General features: G+C 40.8%; 14 protein-coding genes, 1 tRNA gene and 3 pseudogenes. 3 read left to right on the top strand and 15 right to left on the bottom strand.

Annotation, left to right across the window (positions count from 1 at the left end; all coding sequences use genetic code 11):
• Positions 1-137: 137 nt before the first annotated feature.
• The 3 genes and pseudogenes from GGQ60_RS23180 to GGQ60_RS13770 all read right to left on the bottom strand — a co-directional run.
• Positions 138-689, bottom strand: a pseudogene (locus GGQ60_RS23180) (hypothetical protein); the annotation flags it as partial.
• The gene (locus tag GGQ60_RS13765) at positions 619-3,633 is read right to left on the bottom strand and encodes a SusC/RagA family TonB-linked outer membrane protein (protein ID WP_183765302.1); all 3,015 of its coding nucleotides are present in this window, start codon (positions 3,631-3,633) and stop codon (positions 619-621) included. The pseudogene GGQ60_RS23180 and the gene GGQ60_RS13765, both read right to left, overlap by 71 nt.
• A gap of 734 nt (positions 3,634-4,367) precedes the next feature.
• Entirely contained in the window at positions 4,368-5,426 is a 1,059-nt protein-coding gene (locus GGQ60_RS13770) for an SDR family oxidoreductase (RefSeq protein ID WP_183765305.1), read from the bottom strand.
• A gap of 94 nt (positions 5,427-5,520) precedes the next feature.
• On the opposite strand from GGQ60_RS13770, the gene GGQ60_RS13775 reads away from it, so the two are divergent.
• Entirely contained in the window at positions 5,521-6,309 is a 789-nt protein-coding gene (locus GGQ60_RS13775) for an AraC family ligand binding domain-containing protein (RefSeq protein ID WP_183765308.1), read from the top strand.
• A gap of 238 nt (positions 6,310-6,547) precedes the next feature.
• Here GGQ60_RS13775 and GGQ60_RS13780 read toward each other — a convergent pair whose 3' ends face one another.
• Genes GGQ60_RS13780 through GGQ60_RS13790 form a run of 3 tightly spaced genes read right to left on the bottom strand, consistent with a single transcriptional unit; the run spans position 6,548 to position 10,071 of the window.
• Positions 6,548-8,302: a CocE/NonD family hydrolase gene (locus tag GGQ60_RS13780; protein ID WP_183765311.1), complete on the bottom strand. Its 1,755-nt coding sequence runs from the start codon at positions 8,300-8,302 to the stop codon at positions 6,548-6,550.
• An 18-nt stretch (positions 8,303-8,320) separates the two neighbouring features.
• A complete protein-coding gene (locus GGQ60_RS13785) occupies positions 8,321-9,013 on the bottom strand; it encodes a LytR/AlgR family response regulator transcription factor (RefSeq protein WP_183765314.1) in 693 nt (230 codons plus the stop codon).
• Positions 9,010-10,071 carry a sensor histidine kinase gene (locus GGQ60_RS13790; RefSeq protein WP_183765317.1) on the bottom strand — a complete coding sequence of 354 codons (1,062 nt, stop codon included), beginning with the start codon at positions 10,069-10,071 and terminating at the stop codon, positions 9,010-9,012. The genes GGQ60_RS13785 and GGQ60_RS13790 overlap by 4 nt, the downstream gene beginning before the upstream one ends.
• 235 nt (positions 10,072-10,306) lie before the next feature.
• On the opposite strand from GGQ60_RS13790, the gene GGQ60_RS13795 reads away from it, so the two are divergent.
• Positions 10,307-10,921: a hypothetical protein gene (locus GGQ60_RS13795; protein ID WP_183765321.1), complete on the top strand. Its 615-nt coding sequence runs from the start codon at positions 10,307-10,309 to the stop codon at positions 10,919-10,921.
• 28 nt (positions 10,922-10,949) lie between these two features.
• On the opposite strand, the gene GGQ60_RS13800 is transcribed toward GGQ60_RS13795, so the two are convergent.
• Entirely contained in the window at positions 10,950-12,104 is a 1,155-nt protein-coding gene (locus tag GGQ60_RS13800; protein ID WP_183765324.1) for an aspartyl protease family protein, read from the bottom strand.
• Positions 12,105-12,358: 254 nt separating this feature from the next.
• Here GGQ60_RS13800 and GGQ60_RS13805 point away from each other — a divergent pair, with 254 nt between their 5' ends.
• Entirely contained in the window at positions 12,359-12,772 is a 414-nt protein-coding gene (locus GGQ60_RS13805; RefSeq protein WP_183765327.1) for a VOC family protein, read from the top strand.
• Between the two features lie 211 nt (positions 12,773-12,983).
• Here GGQ60_RS13805 and GGQ60_RS13810 read toward each other — a convergent pair whose 3' ends face one another.
• From GGQ60_RS13810 to GGQ60_RS13845, 8 genes and pseudogenes are all read right to left on the bottom strand, one after another.
• On the bottom strand, positions 12,984-14,000 hold the full coding sequence (locus GGQ60_RS13810) for an ABC transporter permease (RefSeq protein WP_221235971.1): 1,017 nt from the start codon (positions 13,998-14,000) through the stop codon (positions 12,984-12,986).
• Entirely contained in the window at positions 13,951-14,958 is a 1,008-nt protein-coding gene (locus GGQ60_RS13815) for an ABC transporter ATP-binding protein (protein WP_183765330.1), read from the bottom strand. Before GGQ60_RS13815 ends, GGQ60_RS13810 begins: the two co-directional genes overlap by 50 nt.
• 35 nt (positions 14,959-14,993) lie before the next feature.
• A complete protein-coding gene (locus tag GGQ60_RS13820) occupies positions 14,994-15,851 on the bottom strand; it encodes a COG1470 family protein (RefSeq protein WP_183765334.1) in 858 nt (285 codons plus the stop codon).
• Between the two features lie 365 nt (positions 15,852-16,216).
• Positions 16,217-16,459 (bottom strand): annotated as a pseudogene (locus tag GGQ60_RS13825) (GIY-YIG nuclease family protein); the annotation flags it as partial.
• A gap of 154 nt (positions 16,460-16,613) precedes the next feature.
• Positions 16,614-16,856 (bottom strand): annotated as a pseudogene (locus tag GGQ60_RS13830) (GIY-YIG nuclease family protein); the annotation flags it as partial.
• Positions 16,857-16,975: 119 nt separating this feature from the next.
• Positions 16,976-17,049: transfer RNA gene (locus tag GGQ60_RS13835), tRNA-Asn, on the bottom strand.
• A 252-nt stretch (positions 17,050-17,301) separates the two neighbouring features.
• Entirely contained in the window at positions 17,302-17,463 is a 162-nt protein-coding gene (locus GGQ60_RS13840; RefSeq protein ID WP_183765338.1) for a hypothetical protein, read from the bottom strand.
• Positions 17,464-17,774: 311 nt separating this feature from the next.
• The gene (locus tag GGQ60_RS13845; protein ID WP_183765341.1) at positions 17,775-21,026 is read right to left on the bottom strand and encodes a TonB-dependent receptor; all 3,252 of its coding nucleotides are present in this window, start codon (positions 21,024-21,026) and stop codon (positions 17,775-17,777) included.
• Positions 21,027-21,433 lie beyond the last annotated feature (407 nt).

The raw sequence follows: 21,433 nt of genomic DNA on the forward strand, positions 1-21,433 counted from the left end.
GCTGCTGCTTTGAGCATTTCCTGTTCGGCCCATGCCAAAATCCTGGCCTGGCTTTCGCGGGGTTTATTGGTAAATTTACCTTCGTCTGATGAGGTAATGAATGGCACATCACCCCATATCCTGACCATATAGAAATAGGCAAAAGCCCTTAAAAACCTGGCCTGCGCAATATCCACGGTCATGTTATTGCCTGTATAACGTTTATCGGTTTCTCTTACATGGGCAATGTTTTCCAAGAAAACATTAGCGCCGTTTACAATGGCGTAAAACCTTGTCCAGTCTGATAAGGCCTCCATTACAGGATAAGCCGCATTTAAATTATTGCCAATCACAGCCTTTAAATCCTGTCTTTTCGGACTTAAAAACTCTCCCGTTCTCACATCTCCATAAATCCAGTGACCATTGTTATCTGATAATGCAGCACGCGTTAAAGCGTATACGCCCAAAATTCCAGAGCGGGCATCCTCTACCGTATTCCAGGCATTTTTTTCGCCTACAACCCTGGTCGAATCGGTTTCCAAAGCTTTATTACAGCTCGAAAAGGCTATCACAGCAACCAGTAGTACGTAAAATATATTTTTCATCTTACTTGATGTTTTGTTCGTTCTTGTTTTCATCTTATAGCTCCATTTTAACACCAAGGGTGTATGTTCTTGGAATAGGTTGACCATAACCGGTATCAATACCATCGTAGCTAACCAGCTCGGGATCCTGGCCGGTGTAAGGCGTGATCGTGAAAATATTGCTTACTGCACCGTACACAAAGAATTTGTTGATTTTGATATTCCGCTTATTGAGCAAATTACCCAGTTCGTAACCCAGTGAAACCTGCCTTAATTTTAAGAATGAAGCATTCTCTAAAAAGAGATCCTGATCTTCACGGTAGGGAATTACTGTACTCCAGGGATTGTAGAGTGGATATTTTGAGTAATCGCCACGTTTCTCCCAGAAAGTAATTTCTTTAACAGAACTGATATCGGTATTACCTTCGCGGTTAACAAAATCAAAACGGTTGGCCATTTCCTGGTTAATCAGCTTTCTGCCCAGGTTAAAGTAGAAGCTGGTACCCAAACTCCAGTTGCCATACCTGAAATTGTTATCAAAACCACCCGAAAGGGTTGGTAAAGAGTGGCCTTTTAATACTTTGTCGTTATCATCGATGGTGTTATCTCCGTTTTGATCTTTCCAGCGCGGATCACCAGCCTTTAAAACAATTCCCTTATATTTTAACTTTTGCCCGTTAACCGTTGGCACATCTGCATCCGAAGTATAAATGCCATTGTTCTCCAACAACCAATATTGATCTACCGGTTGGCCAACTTTTAAGAACCTGTTGCCCACTACCAACTGATCCAATCCTCTTGGCAACGCTTTTAATTTGTTGGCATTGTGGTTAAAGTTTAGTGCCGAATTCCATGAGAATTTGCTTTTTGCGATAACCTGGGCACTTACGGTAAAATCGATCCCCATATTGTTAACAGACATGCCACTTTCGATAGCTTGTTTGTAGCCGTATTCGGCATAAGCCGGGATACCAATTAATTGGTTCTTATCGGTTTTACTATAAAGATCAACAGAAACGTGCAGACGGTTTTTTAACATGGCTACATCAGCACCGATATTAAGCTGGTCTGAATACGACCAAGGCACCCCATAACCCACCCAACCAAACTGGTAAGGGCGGGTTAATACGCCAAATGCATTATATCCCGGCACCGTTAAGTTACCGGTATAACCAACTGAAGCGGTATACTGCGGCCCCTGTGTATAATTGTCGTAGCTGAAAGTACGCCCCATTCTGCCCACACTTGCCCGTAATACCAAATCATCCACTAAGCTGTGATCTTTCAAAAATTCGTTTTTAAGATTCCAGGCTGCAGAAATCGTTGGCGAATAAAACCAACGGCTTGTGGGTTGCGCGTTTGAAGAGCCATCTAAACGTAATATGGCTGATAGGAAGTATTTATCGCTAAACGAATAATCAGCTTTTCCATAGAAAGACAATAAATTATCTTCAGTTTTATCTAAAAACCGGTAAGTTAATTCCCTTGGAAAGGCCACTGGTGTTAAATAACCTCCATTATCAGAACCATCGTCATTTTTGGGTTTAGAATCAAGCAAGTTGATTTTGATATAATCGTTAACCCCCTTATAAGCATAAGCATTACTATACTTGTAAATATCCCATTGCATGGTTTGCCCTAAAGCAAAATGAAAATCATGAACTTTATTCAGGTTTAAATCATAGGTTACCTTGTTATCCATCATTAATCTCTGACTAAAGCCATAGTAGTTGGACGCATAACTGTTTCCCTGCAAAAGCGTCCGGGCATAAAAAACGTCTCTATAGCCCTCACTGTAATCGGCGTTAAATGAGGATACCACCTTAAACTTTCCGAAAATCCCTTCTAATTTGGCATAACCTTGAATAGAGTTTGTTTTATTATCATCAAAACCTTTCTTATACTGTTCCAGGTATGAACCATAAAAATCTTTATTTGGCGGGAGCGGTGCGCTTAAATCAGGAAAATAATTGAGTTGTGCAAAGCGGTCGCGCAGGGTTTTATTTCTATCGCGGTTTAAGCGGTTCGCATTAATCATAGTTGAAAACAGCAACCATTTGGTTGGCTTCATATTGATATTAAAAGTGGCGCTATAGCGATCTATACCGGTTTGATCGGCTACACCTTCGCTTTTGGTATTACCTAATGCAAACCTAAAGTTTGCCCTATCTGTCCCCCCGGCAAGGGAAAAATTGATACCGTATACCAGCGCATTTTTATAGTATAAATCGGTCCAGTCTGATTTTCCGCTGTATACATTGTTTAGCGAATCACTTAAATATACCGGATACTCCTCATCATCAGAATACCTGCCGTTTGTGGTGTATTTATCGTAAAAACGCTGCCTGAAATTATTCTCATATTTACCATTGATGGTATTTACAAATGGTTTTTGCACCATACCGATATATGAATTGAAAGATATAGCGCGGTATTTGCCAACTGCGGTTTTTGAGGTTAAAACAATTACCCCATTAACACCTCTTGGCCCATAAACCGAAGTGGAGCCTAAATCTTTAAGCACTTCTACCGATGCAATATTATTCATATCGATGCCGGCCAATAAATTAGTTGCCGGGCCTATTCTGTTGAAATCGAATTGTTGGATATCAAAAGCAAAAGGATGCTCCCTAACCAAGGGAATTCCGTCGAGCACTACCAAGGGCTGGGCATCGTATAAATCCTTTTTAGATAATAATGGCATTGCAGCGCCCCTGATAAACATGTTCTGCATAGAACCTGGCTCTCCTGAGGGTTCCTGAACATAAAGACCGGCAAAATTGCCCTTTAAATTCTGCTGTAAGGAGATCGCCGGAAAGAGCGCCAAATCCCTGGTATTTTTTTGTACACCTCCAGATAATTTGTTGTAAAGTGTTTTTTTCCTGATCTGCTCAAGACTATCTTTCCGCAAGGAATCTTTAGCGGACACGATCCTGATTATCGTCGTATCCTGAAAGATCAAATAATTGATTGTAAGTCCTTTATATTTTTTTTTGCATGCAGCATCGGCCGGTAAAACGTTTAACGTAAACGCTGCAAAAAAAGCAAGGCACGCCCATAAGTATCGCATAGTAAATGGATCTTTTAATTGGTAAAAAAATGATGGCTAAAACTTATTTTTTCGGAAACGGCAAGACATGTCTTCGGTTACAAGCACAAGTACTTCGGTCGTAATAGTTAGGGATTCTCATAAAATTTAGTATTTGGTTAATTCAAATATATAATTTGCTAAAACGTTTTAATAGCGAATTGTCATTTTTATGAAATTTTTATAAAACAGTGCAATAATATTTAATTATGATAAAATAATTGTCAAATAGACAGGTAAAAAAGTAAATATCATTCGATATTTTATAAAAGTAACACCTTAAAAAACAGCATATAACAAAATTTTAAACCTGTAAATACAATAAATGAGACTTTTTTTTGTTGCAGTTCCTTTGGAAAACTTAAACGTTTTAGTGAAAATAGGCAACATGGCGCGATCACCTCAAATCAGGTATGCTGGTTTAAAAACAAAGTGAGGTTAACTGGGGATTGAGCTGGGAAAATATTCCAGATGCAGGGGATTTGCACAATCAGAAGGGATACATATTTTACACTGGCGGGGCGGCAGGAGCGAGCCGAAGCAATCTGTCGGGTAATATTATGATCAAGATTGCTTCAGGCCTCCACAAGCGTACTTCGTTTATTTCGCGATGACGAAATTAATTTCCATTACTTACCATTACCCGGGCGTTTTGATGGAAGGTTTCCACCCACCGGATGGTAGCGCTCGTTTGGCAGCGCTAAAAGATAGCTGAACTAATCAGGTATAACCTTTTTACGTTTAAGTTCATCAAACAGGGCGAAAAACATTTGTTCAGTATCCACATAATCATGAAAGCCCATTCGCCTGGCTTTGGTACCGTCTGAGAAGAAATCGTAGTCCCACGAAAAAACAAAATCGCCAAAAGCCCAGGAAGACACGTCTTCATAACTGTGCCTAACAAGATTATATTTATCCTGCAACTGCGCCCATACAGCCGATTTATCTGCCATAATGGTTTGCAAAGGCATTTGAAGTGGAGGGGCAGTATCCATTTTAAAATAGGCTGCAATTTTAGGCCACAGATCGTTCCAGCGGATCAGATCTCCATTGGTAATATTAAAAGCTTGATTGGCGCTCTCCTGGTTGGTAGCTGCCCATACTGTTGCCTTCGCCAATAATCCGGCATCTGTAATATCTAAAAGTTTATCATATGCGCCCAATTTACCAGGGAAACGCAAAGGCAAACCGAGTTCTTTAGATATAGATGCATAAACCGCAATTACGGAAATCAAATTCATGGGATTGCCCAATGCTGTACCTGCTACTACAGATGGGCGGAGCGCAGACCAGTTCCACTTTTTACCCTTTTGCTGCGCCACCAGAAATTGTTGCTGATCTACATTAAATTCCGGAGGCATATGTCCGCCATCGGTTTCTTTTGCCGGTGTTTTAAAAGGACCATAATGTGCGCCATAAACTTTGTAACCCTGCATTAAACTGATGTGCTGTAAATCTTTTGCAACAATTTCAATGGCATTAACCACATTTACAAGCATGGTCAGATTCGGAGCAACCAGCTCTGCCCATGTTGGTTTATCCTGATAAGCAGCGTAAAAAACATGCGTAACCTCGGTTAAAGGGGCTAATTTTTTTGCACTTTCCTCTGCATTGAGCAGATCAACAGAAATATACCTGGTTTTATCCGTATCCCGCCCACCCCGCCGCGATAAACCGATAATATGCCAATCACCAAGACATTCCAGGTGGCTAATCAAATTACTGCCAATTACACCATTTGCACCCACCACCAGTGCTGTTTTATTGTTATTCATGTCCCTTTTATTTAAATGTAAGATTGTACAGTAAAGATCCTGACCAACCACCATTATGTTTTTGTAGAATAGTATGATAAATTTGTATTAATCTATGATAAAAAGATATGTTCAATTTCAACCTATTGTTATTTCAGCATTTGAAATAAGCAAATGGCACCATCCGGTACATCGGCATAACCATTATGAACTGATTTACATTAAAAGTGGATCTGGACAGCATATCGTTAACGAAATTCCAATTGATTATGAAGGCGGGCATCTTTTCCTAATTGGCCCGGAGGATGAGCATCATTTCAAAATTGACAAAAGAACACATTTCATTTATATCAAATTTACCGGCATATACATTCATCAAAAGGAAAATAATTCTGCTGGCTTACAGCACCTGGAATACCTGATCAAAAGCCGTGAAACACATTTTCCGGGCTTCAACTTTACTGCCGATGATCAGCTAATTGTAGAGCATATCATTGCACTCATCCTATCACTCAACAATAACATCCTGCAAAATGAAGCTTTGATCTGGTCGCAGATCTTAATGCTTTCCATTATCATGCAGCGCAACATGCCAGAAATTAAAGTCAGTACAAATCGCTCAAAAGACATTCAAGCCATATTCTGTTACCTGCACAAAAATATTTATCAGCCTAAAAATTTAAAGGCAAGTATAATGGCGTCACATTTCAGGCTTTCAGCAGATTATATTGGCCCTTACTTTAAAAGAAATACAGGCATCACCCTACGCCAATATATCCATGATTACCGTAACCATTTAATCAGACAAAGGATAGCCAGCGGAAGATTTGGACTAAAACAAGTTGCTGCAGAATTTGGCCTTGTGGATGAAAGCCATGTGAGTAAACTGATGCGAATAGGCTGAGATCCGGAATTAAAAGAATGGGGCATGTAAGATGGATTAGTCTGGAGCCGGAAATTTTGGGACCCATCCTACCAATAATTAAATACAGCTTTTCACACTTTAATGATTAAACGGTGGAAATTTAAGACAGGTGCCTGAATTAATTTTGCCTCTTTTCTTATGGCTGAAGGAGTACATTAAAAACTGATTACAAATCCATAGCCATCAGGCTGGATTACCCGTCCAGCCCCACTTTTATCTAAAACAAACTTTTTGCATCTGCCGAGCAACCAAGTTCAATAAAACTTAATCCAGACCATTTAATCTGGAGAGGAGTTCCTGCATCTTTAATGGTTTCTTTACTCACCTCCTTACCTGTTCCATAATTGATCTGTGCGAAAGGATTTTTATCAATATTGAGCACTAACATTAACCTGCTGCCTTTTTGCAGCTGCCTGCTGAACACTCTTGACCTATAAAAAGGAATGGTTTCCAATTTCCCGGGTTTAAGCAGTTTCCTTTTGCTCATATCATATGCATAACTGGCTCTTCCTAAATAATAAGAGAGTTGAAAATATTCGCCAGATGGTGTAATTTCATACAAAACCAAGCCCACATCCATATCTTTTTTGTTAATGATGGCTTTAAGCTGTCCCTCTAATGCGCCTGATACGGAAACAGCCTGATTAAATGGTTTCGTAACAAAAAACAAACCATTAGATCTTTCAATTTCCTTTTTAATGATCGGATCAGGGTAATAATCATTATAGTAACTGGTTCTGTCTGCCAGATTAACCTGCTGATGCATATACACTTCTTTGGATGGTTTTTGCTCAGACAGTATCGTTCCATTTGCAGTACTATCCAGGTAAAACCTGATATGATAATCTTCCATCTGAGCCAATGAAGGGGCGTGCTTCCACTTATTTGCACCCATTACCTCAAAATTGATCTTATCTTTTAACAGAACGGGTTTTTCCCCTCCTTTAAGGATATAATCGAGCCACTGAAAAGTGATTTCGCGGGTATTGATCAGTGCATTTGAATCTACTTCATAGCTCCTCAGCCGGGCCACACCTCCTACCTGCGATCCGAAATGATCGTATGGCCCTATAATTAAATAATGTTGGGCCGAGGGATTATACCGGTAATGTTCGCGCAGGTATTCTAATGCAGAAACCTGCCCATCATCGTAATAACCGGTAATGCTGAGTACCGGAATATTAATCTGCTTAAAATCTTTGCCATAAGGCACCATCGATTGCCAGTAAGTATCATAATCGGGATGACTAAGCCATTTCTGCAACCAGGGGTTTGGCGTACCATCAACGCTATCGATTTTGTTATAGGCAGCGCCACTATGCCACCAATTAAGCCTCATTTTGCGCCAACGTGCATTATCGTTATTTACAGCATTGTCAGTATATTTATTATTGGTAACGTAAAAGGCCCATTGATAATTAGCGCTTAAAAAAACATTATTTTCCATGGGTAAGCCAAGCCCTGGTATAGCTGCTACATAGGGTACAATGGTTTTTAGTGCCGGGTGCAGGTGTTTTGCTGCTGCCCATTGTGCAAAACCCGAATAACTTCCGCCATACATCCCTACCCTGCCATCGCTCCATGGCTGTTGGGTAATCCAATCGATAACGGCATTTACATCACGGGTTTCATGTTCGTAAGGTACGGGTGCATCGGGGCTAAGCCGTTTTCCCCTGGCATCTGCAACAACCCCCACATAACCATGGTCGGCCGCATATTTGGCTTCCATTAAACTTCTGTTGGTGTTCGAGTAGATGAAATAAAAGAGTGCTGCAGGCAATTTCTGTGGCCTGCCTTTTTTCCTCACCACCACGGCAGATAAAGTAATGCCGTATTTTGTTTTAATCATCACACTATCGTTGATGATATAATTACTGCTATCGGGCAAAGTTAGTTTTTGCTGAGCAAAAGTTTTCAGCCCGATTGCAAGGCATAGCACAGCCATACCCAGTTTTACCAAGTTCCTGTTCATTATTAAAATTTTTAATTTTTATTGTTTAATCAAGTTTCGGAATTTAATTGCCTGGCGTTCTGAAATCCTGATCAGCTCTCCTGTACTAAGTTCTACCAGGGTACCATCATCATCCTTTTTTATTAAACGGATATAATCGATGTTAAATAAAATGCTTCTGTTTGCCCTAAAAAACCTTTGGCAACCAGGGTTTTCTTCGAGTTTGTTTAATGAAGTTTTAAGCAATACCTGCTCCTGCCCAAAAAAGAGCCTTGCATAATTCTCTACCGATTCGATCAAATGCACATCTTTCCATTTGATGAGGTGGTGTTTGCCCCTGTCTTTTACAAAAATGGCTGCACCATCATTAGTACCAATTTTTTCCAGGGCTTTATCTATGGCACTTTTAAAGCGTTCTTCCCGTACGGGTTTCATCAGGTAGTCCATGGCGCTAACATCAAAAGCCTGCACCGCATAATTGTCGAAAGCGGTTACAAAAATCACCTGTGGTACATGTATCAAATTTTCCAACAGGTCGAAACCCGAACGGCCAGGCATCTGTATATCCAGAAAGATGAGGTCGGGTTTTAAAAACCCGATGAGCTTTTCCGCTTCATCAGCATTGGCAGCCTCGCCTAATACCGTAAACTGCGGATAACTTTTTAACATCCTGATCAGTTCCTGCCTGGCACCGCGTTCATCGTCGATTATCAGGGTCCTAATGTTATTCATCTGAGCGGAATTTTAATTTCAGCACAAACCTGTTGCCCCACTTCATACAGGTTGAAAGATGCCTGGCCCTGGTAACTGAGGTTAAGCCGCTCCTTTAGGTTTTTAAGCCCTATGCCTTCAACTGCTTTACCCTCTTCCAATTTACCGGGGCTTAAAACACGGATACTGACCAGGCGATCCCGTTCGTTGATGATCACATCAATCTTTCCGCCCTGTTTTTCTAAGGCAACACCATGTTTTACCGCATTTTCCACTAAGGTTTGGATGCAGAGGCGTGGCACCATCAGCCCTGATAGCGAAATATCGATATCTAATTCGTATTGCAATCTTTCTTCCATCCTCAGCCCTTCCAGCTCCAGGTAATCCCTCACCAGGTCTACTTCTTCGTTTAACCTAATAAGCATGGTATTGCCCTTATACAATCCACTGCGCAACAGTTCGCTCAACAGATCAACTGCCCTGCCCGCGGCATCGGGACGGGTATATACCAAAAACTTTATGTTATTAAGTGCATTGAATAGAAAGTGTGGATTTAGCTGGGCGGAAAGGTTATCGAGCTGCGATTGTTTAAAGCTAAGCTCCAGCCTCGCATTTTCTACCGATAAGCGCATTTCCCTTTTTGCATAGTGGTAAAGATGATAGGCTAAAAGCCATATGGCCATTAAGCGGATACCGGCAACAAAAATATTTACTGCATTTGCATTAAAAAAATCAGTGAACGATTGCAGGGGATGGCCTAGAAACAACAGCCTCACCAGATACAACTTACTAATGGTAACGACGGCATAAAAAATCCCCATCACCGGAATAACGATCAGCATCCGCCACATCAGTTTATTAAGCGCCAGATCTTTCCAATGCTTTTTATGTGCAAAATTACGGTACAGGTGGGTAATTAAAATGTACATCGCCACATCTAAAATAAACTGCACAACCGCCAGGTCGATTCTAAAATTACCGGAATCAATCCAACCTTGAAATGTCCAATACAAGGCCGCCACCGACCAACCGATTAGCTGGCATTTCCAATAAAGCGATATGTAGGGTTTCTTTTCCAAAATTTTCTGTTCTGAACAAAGCAACGAAAACAAATTCTAAGAAAAAAGATAAAGTACAGGAACGTAGCATTTTAGGGGATGAGTGTTTTTATCACCCTCAGGCTGTACAGGATTGGCACCTCCCCAAAAAACAGTAAAAAATCTGCAGAAGGCGATTCAAAATGATCAATGCCGTGTAGCGTATACCTCTATCTTTACGTTTTAAGAATAGATCAGTAAACTAAAACCACAAACGATGAAAAACCTATTCATTTTATTAATTGCTTTCGTATTTGTTTCCTGCAAAAAATCAGAAAGATATGGCCCGCTAAACTTAAAAAACGGACAGGAAGTGGAATTGCTGGTAAGCCCCCGCTATGCATCCGATAATGACCCCTTATTAAAGTTGCCCGACCAGGTAGATGCCGGCGCCTCACTTTGGGGTTTTGATCAGCGCGAACCCGGTTACACATATCGTATTAAAGCAAGGTTCAACCGCGATGAAGTACCTTTGCAAGACGGGCCTGAATACTACTTTGTTTTCGAAAAGATCATTAGTAAAGCGCAATATAAAGGAACTGAACCGTTCACTGTACAGCTCATCACAAACTATGCTGTTGGAGGTCCAGCTATCAGGCTAAATAAAACAGGAACCGATTATTATATGATCCCGGATAAACTACAGCTTACCTATGCAAACAGTACCGTTCAGGGCCAGCTCGAAGAAATCTGGTTAAATGTACAGGAAATCCGTGCAAACTGGCAAAAAGGACAAAGACCAAAATGGAAGGGTATTAAAGCTACTGTGGTACAAGATCCGCAGAAGTTTGGGAAGGCCTACCTGGTTCAACAGCTGCAATTTATTGATTAATGGAAAATATGGTTATAAAAAGACGATTTTAAGTCTTTTGTTCTGCATAGGCAACATCATAAAGATGATTGGGCTTTAGATAGATTACATTATTCTGAAAATCAAAAACCGTATTGAATCTTTTTAAAATATCGTTTCCAAGATAATGAACGTTAACGCCTGGCATGGGTTTATTCCGTTCCATCACCTGAGCCGGTACATTTTTCAGTTCGAAATTACCGATCTTTAAGCTTTGAAGTTTTACCGTGGTTACCGGCACTTCGTTACCATTTATGCCGCGCATAATTACCTTTTTGATCATTTCCATTTTTTCGGTCGGAAACTTCATTTCACGCAGCAGATCGTTATCAAGCATAACCGTTCGTTGGTAACCTAAATCGAAGAAAAACAGGCTTTTGTTTTTGGTTCCGCTTTGCGAAATTTCACTTTCTATAAAAGGTTTATTTTTGATGTAGGAGATCTTAAACCGGGTGTATTGCTTGTCCCGTAAAATCTCCTTTGGCATCGTAGAATGCACCGTCATTTTATTCTGGTCGTAATCTAAGGCCACAATCATGCCATCGAATATATCCCATCCTACCAGGCCATCAGTTTCATTCCCTGCCAGTTTAATATCATAAATTTTGCTTTTGTAGGTATGGTTTCCAATTTTTATCCCATAATCTGTATGATAAAGCTTTGGGTTCGATTTTACTTTTTTTTCCAGGGCAACGGTGGTAAGATCTACGTCATTAGCGCCCGAGTCAAAATTCATTAAAAGGGAATCTGTCCCGTTAAAAACAACCGGAAAGAAATTCGTATTGTATTTATTCACAAAAAAAGGTATCGAGTCGTGAATTTCGGGTGATATTTTACTGAAGTTTTTTAGCACAGGAGCGATAATTTGGGTAAAGCACGAATCTTTTCCATTTAATAAAACAATAAACTCTTTTTTCTGCCCGGGGCTGATGTTAAAAACAATCGAATCAATGTCGGTTTTGAATTTTATGCTTTTAGATTTTGTGAACTTCTCGATTGTATAAACATCTGGTTTTATTTTGGGATTGATGTACCAGCTCGATACGGCGTTATCCTGTTCGTAAATCCTTGCCTGAGCAGCACTTGCTTTTACAACCGGTAATTGATGTTGAGCTAAAACAAAAAAGGGAATCAAGACCATTAAAATGGGTAATATTTGTTTCATGAGCACTAAAAGGTTTAGGGTTTTCAAAGAATTAGCACTTAATAGCTGCCATCGGAAAACGCAACTAAAGATAAAAAGAATTGCAAAGCATTGTAACCCTCCCCGCATTTAATTTTTTAAGTAATTGTACTGGGTCTGATGGTTCAAAAAGGCTAGCTCTCAAAGTCGCGTTTTACCCCTTAACTTGTCGTTTTTGCACGTTAACAGCTATAAACAAGGGTTGTATCTTTGGATAAACTAAATAAGAAAAGAATATGGCAACTCAAATTTTTGTAAACCTGGCTGTTAGCGATCTTAACAGATCAGTAGAATTTTTCACAAAATTAGGTTATACTTTTAACCCGAAATTCACCGACGAAAAAGCAACCTGTATGATCATTAGCGATACCATTTATGTTATGCTGCTTACCAGGACTTTTTTCCAAACTTTTACTGAAAAAGAAATTATTGATGCGCATAAAGCCATAGAAACCTCCATTGCCATATCGGCCGAAAGTAAAGATGAGGTTAATGCCATGGTGGATAAGGCTGTAGCTGCCGGCGCCACAGTACCTAATCCTGCCAGCGATTACGGCTTTATGTACCAGCACAGTTTCGATGACCTTGATGGCCACCATTGGGAATATGTATGGATGGATCCGAACGGCGTACCTGAGCACCAGGGCTAATAAGAGCCTAATTCGACAAAGACAGGTAAACGCTTATTGCCAAAGCAATAGATGGTAAAATGGGCAAGCAACGGATTTTCGTACTTGCCCGTTTTCCTTAATACCTTCGTTATTTTTTGCAATACCAAATTCGGTTTTCGATAATCAATCTATGAATATCAGTAGGCTTTTAGATTGTGATGGTTAGATCCATCAATAAATATTGTTTATGCTAACTCCTGATCTCCCGCCTCATAAACAGGTAATAGGCCAGGGCAAAACAAGCAATGCTACAGGCAATCATTCCGCTGAGTTGAGGCCATACAATCATCAGGCTTTCTTTTAAGGGCAGTGGTGATGGTATTGCTCCGGATAATTGTTCCATGCTCATCGGTCCTAGGCTCCTTATCGAAGGCATGAGCAATGTGGTGGCGGCATCGCTATAAAGCTGGTTGGGTGCAATGCGAAGGATATCGAGAATGAGTTCATTGTAATTCATGATTTGCGCCTGTGTAAGGTAGGCCGGATCGGGCATAAATGCCCTGATGATGAGGTTCACTAAAATCGGGTAGAAAACCGTAAAGAAAAGCCATATACCAAGTGCGCTCAATGCCGAAGTGGCCGCCTGGCGAAACACGATAGACAATAGTATAGAAAGGCTCAGGTAAAAGGCCACATACAGTATAGTGGTAAAGGCAAAACCCAAAATCCGCATCAGTTCCTGAGGTTCTATCCTTACCCCGGTAATCAGCAGCCCACCACCAATCATAAGCAAAGTCAGCGAAAGAAACAGGGTGCCGATCATCAGCATCGCACTGTAGAATTTGGCTAAAAGAATATTATCACGGTAAATGGGCTGCGCCAGCAACCTGGTTAAGGTACCACTGTTATGTTCGGCATTTATAGCATCAAAACCCATGCTGATGCCGAGTAAGGGTGCCAGAAAACTGAGCAGGATATGGAAAGGCGGCATAGAACCATCCGTGTTACTGAGCAGTTTCAGGTATAGAAAGGAATGGTCGGGATCTGCCGTGTTATTAAATACATTTTTAATATTGCCCATCGATATATAAAGCGAGGCAGTAAAGGTTAAAACCACCAGCGCGAGCAGCAAAATAAAGCGCCAGCTCCGTACATGGTCGGCAATTTCCTTATGCACCATTACCTTAAAGGGACTCTTCTGTTTTTTTTCCTTCAGGCTATTTTCTTTTGCCACGGCCGAATAAGTGGTTGCGGATGCTTCTTTCATGGTCTGTAGTTTTGTTAGGACTGCTTTCAAAATATTTCTGATAGATCTCGTCGAGACCGTACTCCTTTTGGGTAACCCGCAGGATATCTTCCCCACGCTCAACAAGGGCACGGATAAGCCCTGGAGTAATGTTTTCCGAACTGTTAAAGGTCAGCAGGTCGCCTGATAGGTTCAGGGAGTTAATGTTTGGCCATTGAGAGAATTTCTCCCGCAGCGCGGCGGGTTCTGCCGGAGGCTGGGTCAGTTGAATCACCGTTTGTATGCCTGCATTTCCAAAAAGTTCTTCTGTAAGTGCTGCCTGGTTGCCTTGCGCCAACAGTTTTCCGCCCACAAATATGCCCACCCGGTCGCAAACCTGCTGTACATGATGGAGGTGGTGCGAAGACAACAGCACGGTTAAGCCCTGTTCTTCCCTTAAACTTTTAATCAGTTCCAGAAATTCCCTCACTCCTGTAGGGTCAATACCAAGGGTAGGCTCGTCTAAAATAATCACTTCCGGGTTTTTAATGAGTACTTCTGCAAGCCCCAAACGTTGTTTCATTCCTCTTGAATAACCGGAGGTACGTTTATCTGCAGCATCCTTCAATCCTACAATATCTAGCACGGTGAGTGCACGTTCTGCTATTCCCTGTTCTTCGAGTCCATTAAGCCTGGCGATATACAGCAGGTTTTCTAGCGCACTGAGTTGCGGGTAAAACCCCACATTATCGGGCATATACCCTACTTTCTGCTTTACTGCAATCGGATTTCGGGTAGCGTTATGGCCGCAAACCATGGCTGTACCGTTATCGGGTTCGGTAAGTCCAAGCATCATTAGTATAGTGGTGGTTTTCCCGGCACCATTCGGACCGAGCAGGCCGAATATTTCTCCCGGGTAAACGTCCAGGTTTAATCCATCAACGGCTTTATGCGTTCCATAGTTTTTCTCCAGGCCCTTCAATTTTATGATCGGTTCCATCTCTTTTCTTCAATAAGATTTTGCTGAACGATGGATTATCTTCTGCCGTATTTGCGAATGAGTACGTATACTGCAGCAACGGCCATAAGGATCACTAAAATACCAATCCATCCTGATAGTATGGAGGTTTTGACAAAAATGCGGAACGAGGCCTGGCCATTGGCATTATTGCCGCTTAAGCTAAAGGTTGCACCATAATCTCCTGCAATGGTTTTATCCGGAACTTTAAGTGAAGCCTTTACGATGGTCTTTTTGCCCCCCTCCAGCTTAGCGATCTTGCTTGGTTCGAAGCTTGCCTCCCAGCCACTGGGTAACTGAGCAGTAACTTCAAGATCATTCAATGGAAGTGTTCCGGTATTGCGCACCTCGAGTTCAATTTCCTTGTGTGCACCTGATGTTACCTCTTCGCTGAGTCTTCCACTTGGGGTGCTGATGGTGCTGCCATAACTTCCCTTAACAACCGCTTCGAGTTGCAGCGAAAGGGGCTGCGTTGCCGATACGGCTTTAAACGGAATGAGGTATTTCCTGGCAGAGGCAGCACTGCTGGCTGTAATCTCTACTGCAATTTCCTGGGTTTTTCCGGCCTCCAGGTTTACCGAAGTTACCTGGCTGCCCTCTACCCGGTAGCTGGCCTGCCATCCAACGGGCAGATCGGCTTTAAGTTCGTAAAGCTGCTGTGATGAAGTTCCATTATGAAGCGACACCGAAAACCGGAAAGGCTCATTTGTTGCAGATTCGATATTGATTAGTTTTGCGGTTAGCCCCGATGGGCCTTTCTGCACATTTGCTTGTTGTGCATGGGCAGGAAATGCTGCTGAAATGGTGGTTAATAATAAAAGAGCGCCAACTATTCTTTTGCGCCAGTTGTTGGGTAATAATTTTTTCGACATCATCTAAACCAAAAATTTTAATAATTGCTCTAAAAAATGTTTTCTGGATTGTTTATCTGATTAGACTTCAAAACAAAAAAACGAAAAGTTTTTTTCAAAATCCCTTAACATTTTTTAACATTTCAGGGTTTATTTTGTGAAAAAACGACGGTGGTCATCAGCATCCTTAATGCGAAATAATTTTAACGAGGGGTTAAACAAAAAACCGCAACTTTCGTTGTGGTTTTTGAAAGCTCCTTCTGCTGGGCTTCCTTCACCTACGCTCAGGATAAACTTCTCGCCCAGCATAAAATAAATGAGCCTCACAACAACGTTGCAAGGCTTTTAAATTTGCTCCTTCTGCTGGGCTCGAACCAGCGACCCTCTGATTAATCCCGATGTATCGGGACTCTAACCAGCTGAGCCAATTCACCTAAATCATTAATTTCTAAAACAATTTTTTCAATTATTAATCGGCTCTTTGTCTTTTTAACTGCTTTCTCAATCTTCATAGCGAAACCACGGTTCTCTCCTAAAGCAATAGATTTCTTCAAAATCCATGGACGGTGTTTTGAAGTATAGGTTGTTCTTTTACCATTGTTATGCTCACTTAGTCGTTTCTCAGCATCTTCGGTATAGCCAACTTAGTATTTATCAGAAGAACTGGAATATAAAATATATAAGTAAAACATAAAAATATTTAAAACAAGAAAGCCTTACCAGATATGGTAAGGCTTATTCTTTTAAATTGCTCCTTCTGCTGGGCTCGAACCAGCGACCCTCTGATTAATCCCGATGTATCGGGACTCTAACCAGCTGAGCCAATTCATCTAAATCATTAATTTCTAAAACAATTTTTTCAATTATTAATCGGCTCTTTGTCTTTTTAACTGCTTTCTCAATCTTCATAGCGAAACCGCGGTTCTCTCCTAAAGCAATAGATTTCTTCAAAATCCATGGACGGTGTTTTGAAGTATAGGTTGTTCTTTTACCATTGTTATGCTCACTTAGTCGTTTCTCAGCATCTTCTGTATAGCCAACTTAGTATTTATCAGAAGAACTGGAATATAAAATATATAAGTAAAACATAAAAATATTAAAAACAAGAAAGCCTTACCATATCTGGTAAGGCTTATTCTTTGAAATTGCTCCTTCTGCTGGGCTCGAACCAGCGACCCTCTGATTAACAGTCAGATGCTCTAACCGGCTGAGCTAAGAAGGAATCCGGCTATCCAAAAAAACAAATTATTTAAGCTTTTCAGCAAAATATCCACTTGTTTGTTTTGGGAGTGCAATATTAGGGCTTTTAAATTATTTATGCAAATAAAACAGCAAAGAATTATTAAACCGGCTAATAATTAACCAAATAGAAAAAACAGGCCGTTCAGGAATAATTGCCGGGTATAATTAACCGTTAATACGAACTGTACCTATGGGAATTGATATATGGTCTTGACCGTAAGCCATAACCGGCTTAACGATAATGGCCAGGTACCCAGTGGCGGTGGCCATAAGGGTCAATTACGTAATATCCCCGTACCCAGTAGTGCGCACGTGGTGCACGTGCACTGACTACGCATGCACTAAAATTTAAGGCCAAAACCAATAAGAGCAACGCATTTACCATCTTTTTCATAACCTAACCTTTTTAAGTGAAAAATAAATCAAGCTTTACGCTGTATGTATAATTTGGACACAGGGAGAATAGAAAAGGTTTAATTGGATATGTCATAAAGATTTTCTATATTTTAAGTACTTCCAGATAGGCAAATATCCTTTGAATCTGCATTCCAATAGAAAGGGACGTCATTGCAATGACAATTCCCAACGTGAACCTATCAAGTTAGATTTCTCCACTGCGGTCGAAATGACGATTTATCGTAAGCCAAACAAAAAACGGTCTGACCTTTTTGAGATCAGACCGTTTTTATATGAGTTTAAAAAAGATTAGAAACTATATCTTAATCCCAGCTGCATCTGGTAACGTGATGCAAAGAAATCTCTTGAATAAGATGTTACATCACTTTGTTTAAAGGTATACACCGGATAGCTAGTTGGCGTACCTGCTGTTGCCACTTTGATACCCATACTTGCCATAGAGTTATAAGTATTAGGAGAAAAATATTGAATTCCCCAATCTTTATTCACCAAATTGGTTAGGTTGATGATATCGTAAGTAAAAGTTAAAACGTGTGGATGTTTTCCTTTTGCTACCTGGATATCCTGAGCGAAACGGAAATCAGCCTGAACATTCCAAGGGGTGCGGGCGCCGTTACGCTCGGTAAAGTTGCCACGGCGGCTGCTCAGGTATTTATCGCCATTGATATAACTATCAAACGCTGCTGCCTGCGCAATTCCGTCAGGAGTATTGGCGAAGAATTTCGGTGTTTCGCCTGCTGCAGGCACATACATTAAACTTACCGTTTGTCCGGTTCCGTTGATCCTGGTATTTACTAAACCTAATGAATATGGGGAACCCGACTGACCACTGAAGAACAACGAGAAGTTAGATACATATTTACCGTTTTTAGCCCAATCTAACCTGTAATTGATGGTTGAGATGATCCTGTTGCGGATATCGAAGTTAGAATAAGCCAAACCTGCATTGTTCGGGCTGAGCGACTGGTTTAACTGCCAGTTAGATTCCATTGAGTTACGGATACCGTTGGCAATATCCTTCGATCTGCCATAGGTATAAGCAACCATCATATCCAAACCGAAAGGAAGTGACTTACTAACCTGAGCAGTTACACTGTATTTATATCCTTTATCAGTGTTCGATAACAAATATGCGTTAGTGTATAATGGATTGATTTTAGCACCAGAATAAATAGGCTGTTGTTTCTGCGTATCGTAAACCATGTAGGTAGGATTATCTACATAGTTAATTTGCTGGAACTGCACATCTTTAATTACCTGGCTAAAAATTCCCTCAACTGTAAATTTCCACTGGTCGTCGGTTTTATAATCGAATGCCAGGTTACTTCTCCATGCTTTTGGCATTTTAAAGTTATTATCAACCAAATCTACCTGCGTAGCACCGTTTGCATCTTTAACATTAACACCTTGTTTGGTTACATAACCTGCTTCGCCATTACCGGTTAAAGCATCTTTAATCGGATCTGAACCGGCAGCAGGTGTTACAATCTTGGTAGGATCAGCATTTGCATAAACGTACGATTTATCGAAAGCACCGTAGTTTACACCATTGTTATAATAAGCGTAACCGATCCAGGCGAAAGGCACACGGCTGGTAAACAAACCAGTACCACCACGCATAACCAAACTTTGGTTACCCAGCACATCGAAGTTAAAACCGATACGCGGAGAAACCTGGATTTTGTTCAGGAATTTTCCGGTAATTGACGATGGCTTTGTATAAGTATAAGTTGTACCATAATTCGGATCAACCGGAGAGTTGGTTGTTTTTGGACTTAATGACGGCATATCAGGTAAGTTCGCCATATCAAAACGTAAACCCGGTGTTAATTTAAAACGGTCGCCAATGCGGATTTCATCCTGACCATAAACACTGTACATGTTCACGTTAAATTTAGCCGTAGGGTTAGCAATAATATTATCGCGCGTATTATCGTCATAGTTATAACTTGTACGCACCCTGTTCGGCCTGTTGGCCAGAAAATCTGTAATACTGCTATAAGCCACACGACCGTTCCAAGAGTTTACAAAACCATAGTTGATGTTATAAAACTCGTTGTGTGTACCAACAGTAAAGGTATGGATACCCTTGCTATAGGTATAGTTATCGGTAAATTCGAAAGTATTCTGTTTCATGTTGAAGATACTTGCCTCACGGTCGGTACCTAAAAACAATGTTCCCCCGTTTGAAGCAATTTCTATCTGTGGCAAAGCCGGATTAGAAAGCGGATCACGGTAATCGTGAATAGTGGAATAACCTACAATCAGGTTGTTGGTGGCCGAATTCCCAAAGCGGGTTTTCAAATCAGCAACCGTTGAGGTTTGGTTATTGTTTTGTCTGAAATCGATACTGCCAAACCTAAAGTTAAGCTGATCCCTTTCTAAGTTTGTTGCTTTAGAAATGATGGTATTGTTTCTGATGGTTAATTGGGTATTCTCACTGATATTCCAATCTAAACGATTAAAGAATTTGTTAGATTGTGAATAGATATTATAATTACCGAACGAACCTGCATCTACACCATAGGTGTTTTTCATGTAATCAGAAATCTGTTGCGCATCGGTTGCAGTAAGCAACTTCATATCAGATGAACCCGCAGCCAAAATTACCGGATCCTGACGGCGGGTAATCTCCTCGTTCGTAAAGAAGAATAATTTATCTTTAATAATAGGGAAACCCACACGGAAACCGGTCTGGTAATCGTGAAAAGCTGAAGGCTCTTTACTGTTATCGCCTATTTTGTTTCTGCCGATCAACGAAGCGTTACGGCCATAACCATAAACCGATCCTACGACCTCATTGGTACCCCCACGTGTTACCGCATTGATGCTACCCCCTAAAAAGTTACCCACTTTAACATCGTAAGGAGAAAGTAGAACGGTAACATCCTGGATGGCATCAAGCGAAACCGGGTTGGTACGTGTACTGCTTCCAGGCATGCCTGAGCTTCCGCTCTGACCGCCCAATGAAGGACTGAAACCAATGGCATCATTATTAATAGCACCATCAATGGTTACGTTATTATACCTAAAGTTGGTACCGCCAAAAGTATTGTCTTTACTGCCCTGGGGAGTTACACGGGTAACGTCCTGTAAGCTACGGTTCATGGTAGGAAGGGTTTTAATCTGCCCCTCGCCAATGCTGGTACCTGCACCAGATTTTGTTCCGCCTTTTTGACCTTTAACACTTACTTCGGCCAATTGATTACCCTGCTCCTGAAGGTCAAGATCAAGTTTCACATCAGAACCTAAGGTTAAATAAATATTTTCTTTTACCACTGGGCTGTAACCAACAAAGGTTACGGTGATTTTGTACGGTCCGCCTGGGTTTAAATTACCGATCCGGTAAATTCCTGCCTCGTTTGATGAACCTTTAGATACCGTACCTGTTGGAACATGAACCAAAACAATGGTTGCCCCAGGGATGATACCTTTGTTATCCTTAATCTTTCCATTAATACTAGATGTTGTAACCTGTGCCTGAGCGAATGCGACAAGGAGCACCAGGATACTTACTAGGGATAGTAAACGTGATTTCATTTTCTGTTGTTTTATTTTGGTACAAAACAACAGCCTTAATGTTAATTAAATATTAACACCAGATTAACTTTAACCATAAATTAACATTATGAAAATACGAACTAAATAATTGCAAAACAATTCCTTAACAGCCTTTTGAGAAGACGGAATAAAAGACGAGCGATATGCCCAAATATCAAATTCAAAGATGAAGATTTCATGAAGATCGGGTTAGTCTTTAGTTTACGTCATTAATCGGAAGGGCTGGGGTTGTTAACCGGTTTAACAGTTAAGCAATTCTCCAAAACCCGCATCCGCTTAAAAATGAACCAATGACCAATAACCAATTAACCGATGACCAATTAACTAATGATCAATGAACAAATGACCAATGACTAATGAACCAATGACCAATGAACTAATGACCA

The organism is Pedobacter zeae (genome assembly GCF_014196715.1).
GTDB classification, from domain to species: Bacteria; Bacteroidota; Bacteroidia; order Sphingobacteriales; family Sphingobacteriaceae; genus Pedobacter; species Pedobacter zeae.